General features: G+C 73.1%; 10 protein-coding genes. 8 read left to right on the forward strand and 2 right to left on the reverse strand.

Translation table 11 applies throughout. The features are described 5' to 3' along the window. Window positions 1-837: 837 nt before the first annotated feature. Window positions 838-1503, forward strand: a complete 666-nt coding sequence (locus ACWEBX_RS33555; protein ID WP_451888540.1) for a Tat pathway signal sequence domain protein — start codon at window positions 838-840, stop codon at window positions 1501-1503. A gap of 18 nt (window positions 1504-1521) precedes the next feature. Here the strand turns inward: ACWEBX_RS33555 and ACWEBX_RS33560 are convergent, their stop codons facing one another. Further along, entirely contained in the window at window positions 1522-2478 is a 957-nt protein-coding gene (locus tag ACWEBX_RS33560; RefSeq protein WP_451888541.1) for a lytic polysaccharide monooxygenase auxiliary activity family 9 protein, read from the reverse strand. Between the two features lie 411 nt (window positions 2479-2889). Here ACWEBX_RS33560 and ACWEBX_RS33565 point away from each other — a divergent pair, with 411 nt between their 5' ends. The 6 genes from ACWEBX_RS33565 to ACWEBX_RS33590 all read left to right on the forward strand — a co-directional run bounded on the left by ACWEBX_RS33565 (window position 2890) and on the right by ACWEBX_RS33590 (window position 10318). Beyond that, window positions 2890-4086 (forward strand): damage-control phosphatase ARMT1 family protein, encoded by a 1197-nt coding sequence (locus ACWEBX_RS33565; RefSeq protein WP_451888542.1) that lies wholly within the window; start codon window positions 2890-2892, stop codon window positions 4084-4086. A gap of 185 nt (window positions 4087-4271) precedes the next feature. After that, window positions 4272-6449, forward strand: a complete 2178-nt coding sequence (cyc2, locus tag ACWEBX_RS33570; protein ID WP_451888543.1) for a germacradienol/geosmin synthase Cyc2 — start codon at window positions 4272-4274, stop codon at window positions 6447-6449. Between the two features lie 130 nt (window positions 6450-6579). Then, on the forward strand, window positions 6580-7296 hold the full coding sequence (locus ACWEBX_RS33575) for a PDZ domain-containing protein (RefSeq protein WP_451888544.1): 717 nt from the start codon (window positions 6580-6582) through the stop codon (window positions 7294-7296). 120 nt (window positions 7297-7416) lie between these two features. After that, a complete protein-coding gene (locus tag ACWEBX_RS33580; RefSeq protein ID WP_451888545.1) occupies window positions 7417-8037 on the forward strand; it encodes a LysE family translocator in 621 nt (206 codons plus the stop codon). A gap of 94 nt (window positions 8038-8131) precedes the next feature. Continuing rightward, window positions 8132-9256 carry an aminopeptidase P family protein gene (locus ACWEBX_RS33585; RefSeq protein ID WP_451888546.1) on the forward strand — a complete coding sequence of 375 codons (1125 nt, stop codon included), beginning with the start codon at window positions 8132-8134 and terminating at the stop codon, window positions 9254-9256. A 99-nt stretch (window positions 9257-9355) separates the two neighbouring features. Beyond that, complete coding sequence (locus ACWEBX_RS33590; RefSeq protein WP_451888547.1) at window positions 9356-10318, forward strand: aminoglycoside phosphotransferase family protein; 963 nt, start codon at window positions 9356-9358, stop codon at window positions 10316-10318. Between the two features lie 21 nt (window positions 10319-10339). On the opposite strand, the gene treZ is transcribed toward ACWEBX_RS33590, so the two are convergent. After that, window positions 10340-12085: a malto-oligosyltrehalose trehalohydrolase gene (treZ, locus tag ACWEBX_RS33595; protein ID WP_451888548.1), complete on the reverse strand. Its 1746-nt coding sequence runs from the start codon at window positions 12083-12085 to the stop codon at window positions 10340-10342. 195 nt (window positions 12086-12280) lie between these two features. Here treZ and ACWEBX_RS33600 point away from each other — a divergent pair, with 195 nt between their 5' ends. Continuing rightward, window positions 12281-12847, forward strand: coding sequence for an FHA domain-containing protein (locus ACWEBX_RS33600; RefSeq protein WP_451888549.1), 567 nt, complete (start codon window positions 12281-12283; stop codon window positions 12845-12847). Window positions 12848-12930 lie beyond the last annotated feature (83 nt).

The following is a 12930-nucleotide window of genomic DNA, read 5'->3' on the forward strand; positions in this document are numbered from 1 at the left end:
CCATCACGGCGGCGCGGCGCAGCCGGACCCGCCCGCGGCGGCCCTGTCCGGCGGGTGAACCGCTTTCCGGGGTCTCGGGCGTGGAACCGTTGGACGCCGTGGCGTCCGGGGACGAAGCCATGTCTGCTCCCTGGGCACGTTCGATGCGGGTGTCGATACGGGTGGGGCTCCAGTGGCGCGTTGTCCTGGCGCGGACAGCAGCCGCCGCGTACGCCTCCTCGCGCCTCCCGGCGGTTGCAAGGGCTTTCTCGTTACGCGGCAGTAGCCGTCGAGGAAGTTACCGGGGGTTACACGTACGGGTCAAGGCGCGTGTGGGAAAACCGTGCCTGTTGTGCCGCAGCTGTGAACAGGCGTGGGCCGGAGGGTCGTCCTGACCTCCAACTTCCGTACTACGCCTTGACGTTGACCCTTCATCAGGTCTACAACTCTCCCTGTTTCCCGGATCCGTGGCGCCGGATCCGTAGGCCGACGCGCCCGTCACCTCCCGGACCCCGCTCTGCGGGGCGGTCATGGCGTGTTCCGGAGTGGCCCTGGCGCGTACGCCGACAAAGCGTGCGCCCCGGCCGCTCCCCGTCCCGTGGCACCGGCGCGGTCACCTTCCCCCCGAGGGCCGTACCGGTCGCCCGGCTGTCGCCATCGGCCCGTGGCGTACGGAGAAGGCGTCACGGACCGGCGGCGGTCACTCCTCGCACCACTCCCGCGGGCGGGCCCGGCATCCTGGCCCGCCGTCGCGCGCGGCCCGTATCACCCGCACATCCGCGCCACCTTCTCGACCCGCACCCCCGCGCCCCGGCGCGGACAGGCACCCACACCCCCATCGGAGAAGAGGCACCCCCCATGCGTAGTCGATCCCTGCTCGCCCTCGCCGGCGCCGTCGCGGCCCTCTCGGCGTCCGCGGTCGTCCCCGCCTCCGCGGACGACATCGCGGTGCTCACCACCGGCAGCGCCGGAGGAACCCCCGTCGCCGTCGGCGACGTCCTCACCGCCTCGCTGGCGAGCGGCACCAACGCCACGCTCTACTCCAGCGCGACCGGTACGAGCGGCGTCTCCTGTTCCGCGTCGACCTTCACCGCGACCGCCGCCGACAACCCGGCGTCCCCCGGCACGGCCACCGAGTCCCTCACCGGCCACACCTTCGGCGCCAGCTCGTGCAGCAGCAACGTCGTCGGCGTCCTCGGCGTCACCAGCATCACGGTCGACAACCTGCCCTACAGCACCGCCGTGGGCTCCGACGGAAGCGTCACGGTCACCCCGGCCGCCGGCTCCACCATCCAGACCACGGTCAAGCTGCGCTCGCTGCTGGGCACGCTGACCTGCGTCTACCGGGCGGCGAGCCTCACCGGCACGGCGGACAACTCCGACAACAGTCTCGCCTTCACCGGCCAGCAGTTCACCAAGTTCTCCGGCTCGTCGCTGTGCTTCGCCAACGGCTACTTCACCGCGAAGTACGCCCCCGTGACCGACACCAGCCAGGCGGGCAGCCCGGCGGTGTACGTCAACTGATCCCCACGGGAACCGGAATCACTGCCGGCGTCGCAGCACCACGGCGACGCCGGCAGTGAGCAGCAGAGCCGCCCCGGCTCCTCCGGCGACCATGGGGAGCCCGGGTCCGCCGCCCGAGGTGCCCTCGGCGGCGGGCGCCAGATCGTCGGTGCCCGCCTGCACGGCCGCCGAACCGGCCGCGGGGGAGGACGAGCCGGCGGACGGCGCAGCGGCCGCCGGGCTGGGTGTCGTGGTCGCCGAACGCGTCGCCTCGGGGGACTTCTTGGTGCTCTTGCCGGTCGAACCGCTCCCGGTGGTGCCCGAAGTCCCGGTGCTCCGGGTCGGCTTCGACGCCCCGCTCCCGCCGGAGAACACCACGTCCGAGCACGAGTAGTAGGTGTCCGTCGTGCTGGAGTTCTGCCAGATGGTGAACAGCATCTGACGGCCGGTGCGGTCGGACGGCAGCGTCGCCTTGATCCGGTAGGCGCCGCCGACCAGCGCGGGATCGGTGACCGTGGCGAACGGCTTCTCCGGCAGGTCCGACCACTTCAGCGGCCTCGTCGGGCTGTAGCCCTGCCGGGTCAGATACAGCTTGAAGGTCCCCGTGTGCGCGATCGTCGAGCTGTACTTCATGTTCAGGGACGCGCCGGGCGTCAGACGCGTCGCCGGGAAGTCGGCGCGGGCCAGGTCGAGGCCCTTGTAGGCGGGCAGGCCCCCGCTGCACAGCTTTCCGTCCGGGATCACCGAGCGGTCCCGGCCGTTCACGCCGCCCACCCGCAGGTTGTCCCACGCCGTGAACGGCGAGCCGTTCGCCGCGATCGCCGCACGGCAGGCCGCCGTGCCCTGGCTGCCGCCCTCGGGCGAGCACGCGTACACCCGGCTGACCGGAGACGTCGGCGCGCCGTGCGCCGACGCGGTCCCCGCCGCCCACGTCGTGAGCAGCAGCGGAGCCGCCAGGGCGACAGCGGCCGCGGTGGCGGTGCGGTAGGCGGTCATCCGGTACGTCTCCTCGATGCGTGGGCGAAGCGTCGGACCACCGTGCGCGGCCGGGACGCACTCCTCGCACGGGGCACGGGGGGATACGGATTCCGAGCGCCCTGTGTTCAGATCCGCAATCCGCGCGAATCGGGACCACCTCGCCGGAACGCGCGAGGGCGAGGGCCGAACACCGGCCGGATCGAGGGTTTTCCCGCTATCCCTCCGTTCCGCCGCCTGCCTATCGTTCAGCGCGACCGCCGACGGCGGCTGCGCACCCCAGGTCCCGGACCGGGCCGCGCAGAACGCCGGGGCGACCGACAGCTCGAAGCCGACTGACCCAGGCCGACCGCTGAGCTCTACGGGGGGAGGGGCCGCTCGGCGCGCAGCGCGTCGGACGGCCCCTTCTGCGCAGCCGGTACGGTGAGCCGCATGCACGATCCGGCCGCCCCCGCCCCCTTCGCCACCGGTCCCGACGACGCCCCGGTGGTCGTGAGTTCGCTGCGCGGCTCGTTCCCCTGGAGCGTGCTGGCCGAGCGGCATCCGGCGCTCATCCGGAAGGTGCGGGACGCCTTCCCGTACGGCCCCGAGCAGCGCCACGCGCTCGAAGCGCTGCTGGAGAACTGCGCCGAGGGGGTCGTGGAACCGCTCTCGGAGTCGGCGGCGGACCGCGGCCGCTGGGATGCCTGGGGCGGCCGGGAGTACTACGGCCGTTCCTGGTTCGACCTGCCGTTCCTGTGGTCCGAGAGCTACTTCTACCGCAAGCTCCTCGAAGCCGTCGGCTACTTCGTGCCGGGCCCCTGGCGGGGTATCGACCCCTTCCGCCCCTTCAAACTCGCCGAACTGGACACCCCGGAGGCCGACGAGGAACTCGCCGCGCTGGACGACCTGGCGCTGCGGCCGGCCGGGGAACAGGAGGAGGCGCTGCTGCACGGCTCCCTGTGGGGCAACCGCGCCGACCTCGGATTCAGGCTCGCCGGCACCGGGGGCGGGACGGCGGCCGAGTCCCCGCTCGTGGCGAACGACGCGGACGTGCTGCGCTCCCTGTTCGACGGCGGCGCCCTCTGCCTCGTCGCGGACAACGCGGGCCGGGAACTCATCCCCGACCTCCTTCTCGTCGACCACCTCCTCCGGCACGGCCGGATCGCACGGGCCGCCCTGCACGTGAAGCCGTACCCGTACTACGTGTCCGACGCCACGGCGGCCGACGTGCTGGACGCCCTGCGCCGGCTGACCGCCGCGAAGGGAGCGGCCGGCGAGGCCGGGAACCGCCTCTGGGCGGCCCTGTCCGAGGGCCGGATCACCGTCCGGACCCACCCCTTCGCCTGCGGCCCGCTGCCCTACGCCGATCTGCCCGACGACCTGCGGCGGGAGTTCGCCGCCGCCGACGTGACCCTGCTGAAGGGCGATCTGAACTACCGCCGGCTCATCGGCGACCGGCTCTACCCCGCGACCACCCCGTTCGCCGCCGCCACCGCGTATTTTCCCGGTGCGGTGGCCGCGTTGCGGACCCTCAAGTCCGATGTCGTCGTCGGACTCGGCCCCGCCGTCGAGGCGGCCCTCGACGCCGCCGAGGACCAGCGCTGGCGCACCGGCGGAACCCACGGCCTGATCCAGGCCAGACGCTGATCCGGGCCGGACACTGATCCGGGCCCGACGCGGCTGATCATCCGCCGACGGGGCGGCGGGGCCGCGGCGGCGGCTCCGAGTGGACGGGAAGCCCGTCGGGGGCGGCTTTCGATCCGGTTCACGCGATGGTGTGATCATGTCCTGGCCTGCGGATGTGCCCGCGGAGGCCTGGGTAGGGCCCGGCCATGACGCAGCCGTTCCAACTCCCGCACTTCTACATGCCGTACACCGCCCGCCTGAACCCGCACCTGGACGAGGCGCGGGCGCACTCGGTCGAGTGGGCCCGCGACATGGGCATGCTCGAAGGCTCGGGCATCTGGGAGCAGTCCGACCTCGATGCCCACGACTACGGCCTGTTGTGCGCCTACACCCACCCCGACTGCGACGGACCGGCCCTCTCGCTCATCACCGACTGGTACGTGTGGGTGTTCTTCTTCGACGACCACTTCCTGGAGACCTTCAAACGCACCCAGGACCGTGCCGGCGGCAGGGCCTACCTGGACCGCCTGCCCCTCTTCATGCCCCTCGACCTGTCGACGCCCGTCCCCGAACCGGAGAATCCGGTCGAGGCGGGACTCGCCGACCTGTGGGCGCGCACGGTGCCCTCGATGTCGACGGACTGGCGCCGCCGGTTCGCCGTGTCCACCGAGCACCTGCTCAACGAGTCGATGTGGGAGCTGTCCAACATCGACGAGGGACGGATCGCCAACCCCGTCGAGTACATCGAGATGCGCCGCAAGGTGGGCGGAGCCCCGTGGTCGGCGGGGCTCGTCGAGTACGCGACCTCCGAAGTGCCCGCGTCCGTCGCGGAGTCGAGGCCCCTGCGCGTCCTGATGGAGACGTTCTCCGACGGAGTCCACCTGCGCAACGACCTCTTCTCCTACCAGCGGGAGGTCGAGGACGAGGGCGAGCTCAGCAACGGCGTCCTCGTCCTGGAGACGTTCTTCGGCTGCACGACCCAGCAGGCCGCCGAGACCGTCAACGACGTACTCACCTCACGCCTCCACCAGTTCGAGCACACCGCGCTCACCGAGGTCCCCGCCCTGGTCGCCGAGAAGGGGCTCACCCCGGCGGAGGTCGGCGCCGTCGCCGCGTACACGCGGGGCCTCCAGGACTGGCAGTCCGGCGGACACGAATGGCACATGCGCTCCAGCCGCTACATGAACAAGGGCGTCGTCGAGGAGGCGCGGCCCTTCGGCATGGGCGGGTTCGGGACGTCCGCCGCGGATGTCGGGGCGCTGCTCTCGGCGGCCGGGGCGGAGCGGCTGCGCGCGTACACCCACGTCCCGTTCCAGAAGGTCGGACCCTCCCGGCTCCCCGACTTCCACATGCCCTTCGAGGTCACCCTCAGCCCGCACCTCGCGGGCGCCCGCGACCGCCTCGGCACCTGGATGCACGCCATGGGCATGCTCCAGGAGGGCGTCTGGGACGAGGACAAGCTCATCGCCTACGACCTCCCGCTCTGCGCCGCGGGCATCCACCCCGACGCGACACCCGAGGCCCTCGACGTCGGCTCGCAGTGGCTGGCCTGGGGCACCTACGGAGACGACTACTACCCGCTGTACTTCGGCAACCGCCGCGACCTGGCCGCCGCCCGGCTGACCACCGCGCGCCTGTCCGCCTGCATGCCCGTCGACGGCGAGGAGACGCCCGTCCCGGTCAACGGCATGGAGCGCGGACTGATCGACCTGTGGCGGCGGACCACCGCGGAGATGACCCCGGAGGCCCGGACCACCCTGCGCGCGACGGTGGACGTGATGACGGAGAGCTGGCTGTGGGAGCTGTCCAACCAGACGCAGAACCGCATTCCGGACCCGGTCGACTATCTGGAGATGCGCCGGGCCACGTTCGGCTCCGAGCTCACCATGAGCCTGTGCCGCCTCGGACACGGCCGGACGGTCCCGCCGGAGGTGTACCGCAGCGGTCCCGTCCGGTCCCTGGAGAACGCGGCCATGGACTACGCGATGCTCCTGAACGACGTCTTCTCGTACCAGAAGGAGATCGAGTACGAGGGAGAGATCCACAACGGCATCCTCGTCGTGCAGAACTTCTTCGGCTGCGACTACCCGACCGCGCTCGGCGTCGTCCATGACCTGATGACCCGGCGCATGGAGCAGTTCCAGCATGTCGCCGCCCACGAACTGCCCATCCTGTACGACGACTTCGAACTCTCGGAGGAAGCGCGCGGGATCATGCGGGGCTATGTGGGGGAGCTGGAGAACTGGCTGGCCGGAATCCTGAAGTGGCACCAGGACTGCCACCGTTACGGCGCGACGGACCTGGCCCGCCGCGCCCACGGTTTCGTGCCGGACCGGGGGCCCGCGCCGCCCCTGCCCCGGCAGGCACAGCCCGTCCCCCTCTGACGGGACCGCAATCTCACTCGTCCGGGGAACGGCCGCGTCAGTCTCACTCGTTCGGGGATCGTCGCGCGCCGGGGCGGGGGGTAGGGCAAGAGCCGAAGGCGGTCCGTAGAACATCTGCCGGAGGCGACTCATGGAACAGACCGCGTTGCGTCCCAAGCCGATGCCCGGCCGGGATCCGGGCGGCGGCGCCCGTCCGCCCGGAGGCATCCGTCCGCCGGGCGGGGCCGGGCGCCCGCGCGCGGTGCCGCGGCGCGGGAGGCGGCTGGTCACCGTGCTCGCCGGGGTGTCCGCCGGAGTCGTCCTCGTCCTGTCCGGCGTGGGGCTCGGCGTGGTGGGCGCGACCGTGATCGGCGTGGGCAGGGCGGCGGACCTCCAGGGGCAGTCGGGTGCGCCCGGGCAGCCACGACAGCCCTCCGCCGGATCCGGGGCGCCGAGGCAGGACGCTTCCGGGGCGACGGAACCGGGCGTTTCCGGGATGCCGCGGCCCGGTGCGTCCGGAGTGGCGGGGGCCGGCGGCTCCGCGGCGGAGTCCGGCAGCGGCGGTCCGCTCCGGCCGGGGGAGTCCGGGTGGCAGCAGCCCGTACGGGGAACCCTCGGCGTCGAGGCGGTCGACGAACCCGGCGGCGGCGCGCTCGTCGTGGGCGTCCACCTGCCCGGTCCCGGCTACACCGCGGGCCTGGTCCGCGGCGATGTCGTCCTCGGCGTGGACGGGACCGGGATCACCTCGGCCGCCGACCTCGCGCGCGCGGTGGCGGACGCGCCGCCGGGCAAGGAGGTCACCCTGCGCGTGCGCCACGCGAGCGGCGGCCGGGAGCACCTGTCCGCCGTCCCGGGCACCGCGACCTGACGCCGGGCGCGCGCCTCGACGCGGGAACGGCGCCCGCCCCGGCGGGCACAGACGCCCGCCCCGGCGGGCACGAGGGAAAAGGGGCTGGTCAACGGAGCCGCGGCCCGTCACGATGGCCGCATGCTGAGCACCCTTCTCGCCTTTCTCGGCGCCTGTACCCTCATCGCGGCCTCGCCCGGACCCAGCACCGTCCTGATCATCAAACGGTCGCTGGGCAGCAGGCGCTCCGGGTTCATGACCGTGCTCGGCAACGAGACGGGCGTCTTCCTGTGGGGCGCCGTCGCCGCGTTCGGCCTCACCGCTCTGCTCGCCGCCTCCGAGCTGGCGTACGGCGTCATGCGGGTCGTCGGTGCCGTCGTGCTCGTCGGCTTCGGCGTCCAGACGCTGTGGCAGGCACGCCGCTCCCAGGGAGCCGCCGACGGCGGCTGGGAGGGCGCGGAGAAGAGCGCCTGGGCGTCCTACCGGGGCGGCCTGCTGCTCAACCTCGCCAACCCGAAGGCGGCCGTCTTCGCGATGTCCTTCCTTCCGCAGTTCGTGCCCGAGGGCGCGTCGCACCTGCCCGCCATGCTCGGCCTCGCCGCGCTCTGGGCGGTCTACGAGGTGGGGTACTACGGCGTCTACGTGTGGTTCGTCGGCCGGATGAAGTCCGTGCTCTCCCGGGCCGGCGTGCGCCGGCGCCTGGAGCAGGTCTCCGGAGGCGTCCTGCTGCTCCTGGGAGCCCGCCTCGCCCTGGAGGGCTGACCGGGGGCGGGCGCGACCGGCTCGCGCACACCCCGTCGGAGGGGCAGGATGCTGCCGTAGCCCCCTGGGAAACTCCGCACACACGGAGGCACGGATGACCGCCGCCACACCCGAACCCTTCACCGCCGACGACTACGCGGCCCGCATGCGGCGCGCCGCCGAGGCCGCGGCAGCCGCCGGGCTCGACGGCGTCCTGGTCGCGCCGGGGCCCGACCTGGTGTGGCTGACCGGGTACCGCCCGGTGGAGACGGAGCGGCTCACCCTGCTGGTGCTGCGCGCGGGAGCGGACCCCTCCCTCGTCGTGCCCACCCTGGAGGCGCCCGACGCGGCCAAGTCGGCCGGCGCGCCCGCGATGACCCTGCACGACTGGACCGACGGCCAGGACCCCTACGGAGCGGCCGCGCCCCTTCTCGACAGCGCGGGCCGCTTCGGCATCAGCGACAACGGCTGGGCCCTGCACCTGCTCGGCCTCCAGAAGCGGCTCCCCGACACCCGCTACGCGGCCCTGACCGAGATCCTGCCGATGCTCAGGGCGGTCAAGGACGCGGCCGAGCTGGAGCGGCTCGCGTCCGCCGGAGCCGCGGCGGACGCGGCGTTCGAGGAGATCCGCAAGGTCCGGTTCGCGGACCGCAGGGAGTCGGAGGTGTCGAACGACCTCGCCGAGCTGCTGCGCCGGTTCGGACACTCCCAGGTGGACTTCACCATCGTCGCCTCGGGCCCCAACGGCGCCAACCCGCACCACGAGGCCGACGAGCGCGTGATCGAGGCCGGCGACATGGTGGTCCTGGACTTCGGCGGCCTCAAGGACGGCTACGGCTCCGACACCTCCCGCACGGTCCACGTCGGTGAACCGGACGACGAGGAGCGCAAGGTCCACGACATCGTCCGCGAGGCCCAGGAGGCCGGCTTCCGCGCCGTGCGGCCCGGGGCCGCCTGCCAGGACATCGACCGCGCCGCGCGCGCCGTCATCGAGGCCGCCGGGTACGGCGAGTACTTCATCCACCGCACCGGGCACGGCATCGGCGTCACCACCCACGAACCGCCCTACATGGTCGAGGGCGAGGAACAGCCCCTGGTCCCCGGCATGTGCTTCTCCGTGGAGCCGGGCATCTATCTGCCGGGCCGCTTCGGGGTCCGTATCGAGGACATCGTCACGGTGACCGAGGACGGCGGACGCCGGCTCAACAACACCTCCCGCGAGATGGTGATCGTCGACTGACGTGAATCCACCGACCGAGCGGCCACCCCTCCGCAACCGCAACCGCAACCGCAACCGCAACCGCAACCGCAACCGCACCCGGACGACAAGGGCGCGACCATGAACCGGACACCGGCACCCGCACCGACACCCGCTCCGGAACCGACCCCGGACGCGGTCCGTCGGCTGGTCCGCGCCCTGCTCTTCGACGACGCCGCGCCGGGCCCGGGACCGGACGTGCGGCCCGTCCGTGAACGGGGCGGGCGCTTCACCTGGCGGGTGGGCCGACGTCATGTGCTGCGGCTCGCCCGGGACCGCGAGGCCTCCCTGCGGCAACGGCGTGAGCTGCGGCTGCGCGACCTGGTCCGCCCCTTCGTCGGGGGCGTCGTGCCCATGAGCGTCGCGCAGGGCGAGTGGGCGAGCGGACTGACCTACACCCTCGACACCTTGGTGCCCGGCGCCTCCGGCGAGGAGCAGGCCGTCTCGGCTCTCGGCGAGGCCGATCTGGCCGACCTGCTGACCGGGCTGCGCGAGGTCCCCGTACGGCAGGCCGAGACGCTGGAGGTGCCGCGGACCCCGCCACGCTCCCTGGAGGCCCTGCGGGCCGCCGCCGTACGGGCCGTCGGACGGCTGCCCGCCGAGGAGTTCGACCCCGCCCGGTTCGACCAGCTCGCCGCGCCTGCCGCCGTCCAGCTCGGCGCGCAGCCCGGCGCCGCCGTCCTCGTGCACCACGGACTCCTGGGCGAACACCTCGTGGTCAGCCCCGACGGCCGGGTGCGGGGCGTCCTCGACTGGACCGGCGCGGTGACCGGGGATCCGGCCGAGGACATCGCGGGGCTGGCCCTGGCGGTCGGCGCCCCCGCGGCCGTACGCGCCGCCACCCTCGCCGGGTACGGCGCCCGCCCCTGTCTGCGCGGCCTGTGGCTCGCCCGCTGCGACACCGTCATCCGGCTCGCCGACCGCCTCCACGACCGCGACTCCGGACAACTGCCGCTTCTGGAGGCCCGGTTGGCACGCGCCTGGGAGTCGATCCTGCTGGAGCGGGTCACGGACCTGAGGGACGCGCCGGACGAGGCCCCGTAGGGCCGCCCGCGCCAGGCGTCCTCACGCCTGAGTCAGCACCACGCACGACTCGCCCGGCACGTTCAGCACCCCGTCCGTGCCCGGCGCCTCGACCGGGTCCCAGGCCGCGAGGACGCGTGCGCGGCGGATGCCGAGGGGAATCGCGGCCGGGTCCTTGCCGAGGTTCATGGCGACGCGTACGTCCCCGCGCCGCACGGCGATCCAGCGGGCCGCCGGATCGTGCGCGACCCTGACCGCCGCGAGATCGGGGGCCGACAGGTCGGCCTGGCTCACGCGCAGGGCGATCAGCTCGCGGTACCAGGCCAGCAGGCGCGCGTGCGGGGCCCGGTCGCGTTCCGCCCAGTCGAGACACGAGCGGTTCCGGGTCGCCGGGTCCTGCGGGTCCGGCACGTCCTCCTCGGCCCAGCCGTGCGCCGCGAACTCCCGCCGCCTGCCCCGCCGTACGGCGTCCGCGAGCTCGGGGTCGGTGTGGTCGGTGAAGAACTGCCAGGGGGTCGTGGCCCCCCACTCCTCGCCCATGAAGAGCATCGGCGTGAACGCCGCGGTGAGCGTCAGCGCGGCGGCGCAGGCCAGCAGCCCGGGGGAGAGGGCCGCCGACAGCCGGTCCCCCTGGGCGCGGTTGCCGATCTGGTCGTGGGTCTGGGTGTAGCCGAGCAGCCGCTGCGCCGAGACCCGCGCCCGGTCCAGCGGACGGCCGTGATGCCGTCCGCGGAAGCTGGAATAGGTGCCGTTGTGGAAGAAGCCCGACGTCAGCGTCTTGCACAGCGCGGCGAGCGGGGGGTGCGCGAAGTCCGCGTAGTAGCCCTGCGCCTCGCCGGTCAGCGTGGTGTGCAGCGCGTGGTGGAAGTCGTCGTTCCACTGGGCGTGCAGCCCGAGGCCGCCCTCCTCGCGGGAGGTGATGAGCCGCGGGTCGTTGAGATCCGACTCCGCGATCAGGAACAGCGGCCGGCCCAGGTCGCCGGCGAGCGCGTCCACGGTCGCCGACAGCTCCTCCAGGAAGTGCACCGCCCGGGTGTCCCGCAGCGCGTGCACCGCGTCGAGACGCAACCCGTCGAGCCGGTAGTCGCGCAGCCAGGCCAGCGCGCTGCCCACGAGATACGCGCGCACCTCGTCCGAGCCGGGCGCGTCCAGGTTCACCGCGGAACCCCAGGGTGTCTGGTGGGTGTCCGTGAAGTAGGGCCCGAACGCGGGCAGATGATTGCCGGACGGGCCGAGATGGTTGTGCACGACGTCGAGGACGACTCCCAGGCCGAGTTCGTGCGCCCGGTCGACGAAGCGCTTCAGCGACTCGGGGCCGCCGTACGGCTCGTGCACCGCCCACAGGGAGACACCCTCGTACCCCCAGCCGTGCCGGCCGGGGAACGGGCACAGCGGCATCAACTCGACGTGTGTGACACCCAGTTCGGCCAGATGCCCGAGCCGCTCCGCCGCCGCGTCCAAGGTGCCCTCGGGGGTGTACGTCCCCACGTGCAGTTCGTAGAGGACCGCGCCCGGCAGTGCCCGTCCGGGCCAGGCGGCACGCCACGCGTACCCGCCCTGGTCGACCACCGCGCTCAGTCCGTCCGGCCCGTCCGGCTGACGGCGCGAGCGGGGATCGGCCAGGACCGGACCGTCGTCCACCGCGAACCCGTAACGGGACCCCTCCGACGCCTCCGCCTCGCCCGTCCACCATCCGGCACGCCCGGGAACACGGTCCAACGCGCGCGTGACACCGTCGCAATGGAGCGTCATCCGGTCGGCCCGTGGTGCCCACACCTCGAATCGCATGGACGCTTCCCCCCCTTGTCGGCTCGCAGTGACCCAGCCCGTCCATGGTGCTCCACGGGAGATCAATTCGCCTTCGGATCCACCCTTTTGCCGCGTGTTCGTCGCCCTTTGGCCGCACGAACGGCCGCACCCGGTCCCACCAGCCGTTTCCGGGTCTTCTGGACACCCTGTCGTTACTGGCAGACAATCACGAACGTGACGTCGTCCTTCGAGTTCCATCCGTACCCCGCGCGGCTGTCCGACGCGGAGCGCGACCGGGCGCTCAAGTCCCTCCGTGACGGCGTCGCGCTCGGCCGCCTCTCGCACGACACGTTCGTCCGCCGCATGGAGCTGGTCCTGTCCGCCCGCCGGTCCGAGGAACTCGCCGTGCTCACCGCCGACCTGCCCGCCGGCGACGAGAGTGCCGGGCGGCGCTGGTCGAAGGTGGTGTTCGGCACCGTGGAGGCCGTCTCCGGCTTCACGGTCCGGCTGCGCCGGGCCTGGCAGGCCGAGCGACTGCCCAAACTGCAACTGCCCGACCCGGGCGACTCCTACCCGCTGCGTATCGGCCGCGACCCGGCCAGCGGGCTGCGCCTCAACCACGAGACGGTGTCCCGGGTGCACGCCGAACTGCGCCGCCAGGACGGTGTGTGGGTGCTGCGCGACCTCGGGTCGACCAACGGCACGACCGTCAACGGGCGGCGCGTCATCGGCGCGTCCGTTGTGAAGGACGGCGACCAGGTCGGTTTCGGCCGCATGCTGTTCCGCCTCACCTCGGGCTGAACCCCGGCGCCTCGCCGCGGGTTGCATCGCGGCGCCGCGCCCCGGGCCGGATTTTCGGGTGCCGCCCCCCGGCCGCACCGCGG

Source organism: Streptomyces sp. NPDC005070 (assembly GCF_053600395.1).

Coding starts and splice junctions, on each gene's coding strand:
- ACWEBX_RS33580 (WP_451888545.1), top strand. CDS start 7,417: ATGCTGAGCACCCTTCTCGCCTTTCTCGGCGCCTGTACCCTCATCGCG.
- ACWEBX_RS33565 (WP_451888542.1), top strand. CDS start 2,890: ATGCACGATCCGGCCGCCCCCGCCCCCTTCGCCACCGGTCCCGACGAC.
- ACWEBX_RS33590 (WP_451888547.1), top strand. CDS start 9,356: ATGAACCGGACACCGGCACCCGCACCGACACCCGCTCCGGAACCGACC.
- ACWEBX_RS33585 (WP_451888546.1), top strand. CDS start 8,132: ATGACCGCCGCCACACCCGAACCCTTCACCGCCGACGACTACGCGGCC.
- ACWEBX_RS33575 (WP_451888544.1), top strand. CDS start 6,580: ATGGAACAGACCGCGTTGCGTCCCAAGCCGATGCCCGGCCGGGATCCG.
- cyc2 (WP_451888543.1), top strand. CDS start 4,272: ATGACGCAGCCGTTCCAACTCCCGCACTTCTACATGCCGTACACCGCC.
- treZ (WP_451888548.1), bottom strand. CDS start 12,085: ATGCGATTCGAGGTGTGGGCACCACGGGCCGACCGGATGACGCTCCAT.
- ACWEBX_RS33555 (WP_451888540.1), top strand. CDS start 838: ATGCGTAGTCGATCCCTGCTCGCCCTCGCCGGCGCCGTCGCGGCCCTC.
- ACWEBX_RS33560 (WP_451888541.1), bottom strand. CDS start 2,478: ATGACCGCCTACCGCACCGCCACCGCGGCCGCTGTCGCCCTGGCGGCT.